Below are 1,940 nucleotides of genomic sequence, written 5' to 3'. Positions count from 1 at the left end.
GGTGTCGCCATGCCCCCGCCCTATGACGTCCACAACTTCCTGAACCTGCTCGGTATCGAGATCGAAGGCGAAGAGGACCGGACCGTCGCCCGCCTGACCGTCTCACACGCCCTCATCGCCGGGACCGGCTATCTCTGGGCGCCGGTAGTGGTGACAGTGGCCGACGCCCTGTGTGCGTTCGGTGTCAGCCGCAACTGGCCCGAGGGGGCGGCGAGCTTCACGACCCTGGAGGCCAAGGCGAACTTCCTCGGCAGCGCAAAGGAGGGCGAGGTCGTTGCGGGCGTGGCGACACCGTTGCACCTCGGCCGCACCACACAGGTCTGGGACGCCACGGTCACCAACGAGTCGACCGGCCGTCCGATGGCGGCCTACCGGTGCACCCAGCTTCTCCTGTATCCCCGGGCCTAGTAGGACCGCGGCGCCGGCGGGCCCCCCCGCACCCTCCGCGCGTTCCACATCAGGTCGAAAGTGGGGCACTCCGGGCCGGAGAGCCGCGCCCAGTTTCGACCTAATGTGGAACCGGACCAAAAGGCCGTGCCCGCCGCGCGACGCCGGCGGCGTCCCGGCCGGAAGAGAGGCTGCATGCACGTGCACGTCGACCGAGAACGCTGCCAGGGCCACAACCGCTGCTTCGCCCTGGCGCCCGAGCTCTTCGATGTCGATGACCTCGGGAACTCCTTCGAGCTCAACGACGGTGTCGTACCGCCGGGCCTGGAGGAGAAGGCCCGGCTGGCCGTGGCCAACTGCCCAGAGCGCGCCATCTCGATGGGCGAGTGACCGATGAGCCCGAACGAGCGCCCACCGGTCGTCGACTGGGCGACTGACTTCGACCACACCGACAGCGAGTGGGTCGCCGACCCCTATCCCATCTGGGACAAGCTGCGTCGCACCTGCCCGGTGGCCCACAGCAACCGCTATGGCGGCACCTGGCTGCCGGTTCGCCACGAGGACATCGCCGCTGTCGCCTACGACACGGACCACTTCACGTCCCGCTCGGTCGTGGTGAGCGAGGTCCGTCCCGGACCGGACGACCCGCCGGCGCCCATGGGCCTGGCCCCGCCGATCACGTCCGACCCGCCGTTCCACGCCCTCGCCCGCCGGTTGCTGCTCCCCGCCTTCTCGCCCAAGGCGATCGCCAACCTCGAGCCGCTCACCCGGGATCTGTGCCGGGAGCTCCTCGACGCCACGGCGGGCAACGCACAGCTCGACGCCGCGGTCGACTACGCCCGCCACATCCCGCTGCGGGTGATCATCGGCATGCTCGGCTTTCCGCAGGAGGATGCCGAGATCTTCCGCAGGTTCATCCGCATGGTGCTCGAGGACGTCGACCAGTCGGTGGAGGAGCGCCAGGAGGCCATCGTCGCCGGCGAGATCGACGAGTACATCGACGGCCAGATCGCCGAGCACCAGGCGCACCCCAGGGACGACCTGACCACCTTCCTGCTGGAGGCCGAGCTCGACGGCAACAAGCTGGCGCCCGAGCACGTGCGCGGCACGATGGTCCTGCTCATGATCGCCGGGATCGACACCACCTGGTCGGCCATCGGCGCTTCGATCTGGCATCTGGCCCAGCACCGCCACGATCTGCGCCGGGTGGTCAGCGAGCCCGAGCTCGTGCCGAGCGCGGTGGAGGAGCTCCTGCGGGCCTATGCGCCGGTCACCATGGCCCGCCTGGTCGCCAAGGACTTCGAGCTCCAGGGTTGTCCCCTGAAGGAGGGTGACTGGCTGCTGCTGCCGTTCCCGTCGGCCAACCGCGACCCGGAGGTGTTCGCCGACGCCGACGAAGTGGTTCTCGACCGGGCCGAGAACCGTCACGCCGCCTTCGGCCTCGGCATCCACCGCTGCCTCGGGTCCAACCTGGCCCGCATGGAGCTGCGGGTGGCGCTCGAGGAGTGGCTGGCCCGCTACCCGGCCTTCGAGCTGGTCGACCCGGCGCTGGT

3 protein-coding genes are annotated in these 1,940 nt (G+C 69.9%); all 3 read left to right on the top strand.

Features of this window, described 5'->3' with window-relative positions; all coding sequences use genetic code 11:
- The coding region (locus tag VGF64_19055) for a PaaI family thioesterase (protein HEY1636861.1) at positions 1-408 on the top strand (408 nt) is incomplete at its 5' end.
- A gap of 174 nt (positions 409-582) precedes the next feature.
- Entirely contained in the window at positions 583-777 is a 195-nt protein-coding gene (locus VGF64_19050) for a ferredoxin (protein ID HEY1636860.1), read from the top strand.
- A 3-nt stretch (positions 778-780) separates the two neighbouring features.
- On the top strand, positions 781-1,940 hold a 1,160-nt coding region (locus VGF64_19045), incomplete at its 3' end, for a cytochrome P450 (protein ID HEY1636859.1).

Source organism: Acidimicrobiales bacterium (assembly GCA_036491125.1).
In the GTDB taxonomy this organism is placed as follows: Bacteria; Actinomycetota; Acidimicrobiia; order Acidimicrobiales; family AC-9; genus AC-9.
The sequence above is the reverse complement of the archived record's forward strand: the minus strand, read 5'-3'. Positions and strand labels throughout refer to the sequence as shown.

Excerpts from the sequence above, each read along its gene's own strand:
- VGF64_19050 (HEY1636860.1), top strand. The coding sequence starts at position 583 with ATGCACGTGCACGTCGACCGAGAACGCTGCCAGGGCCACAACCGCTGC.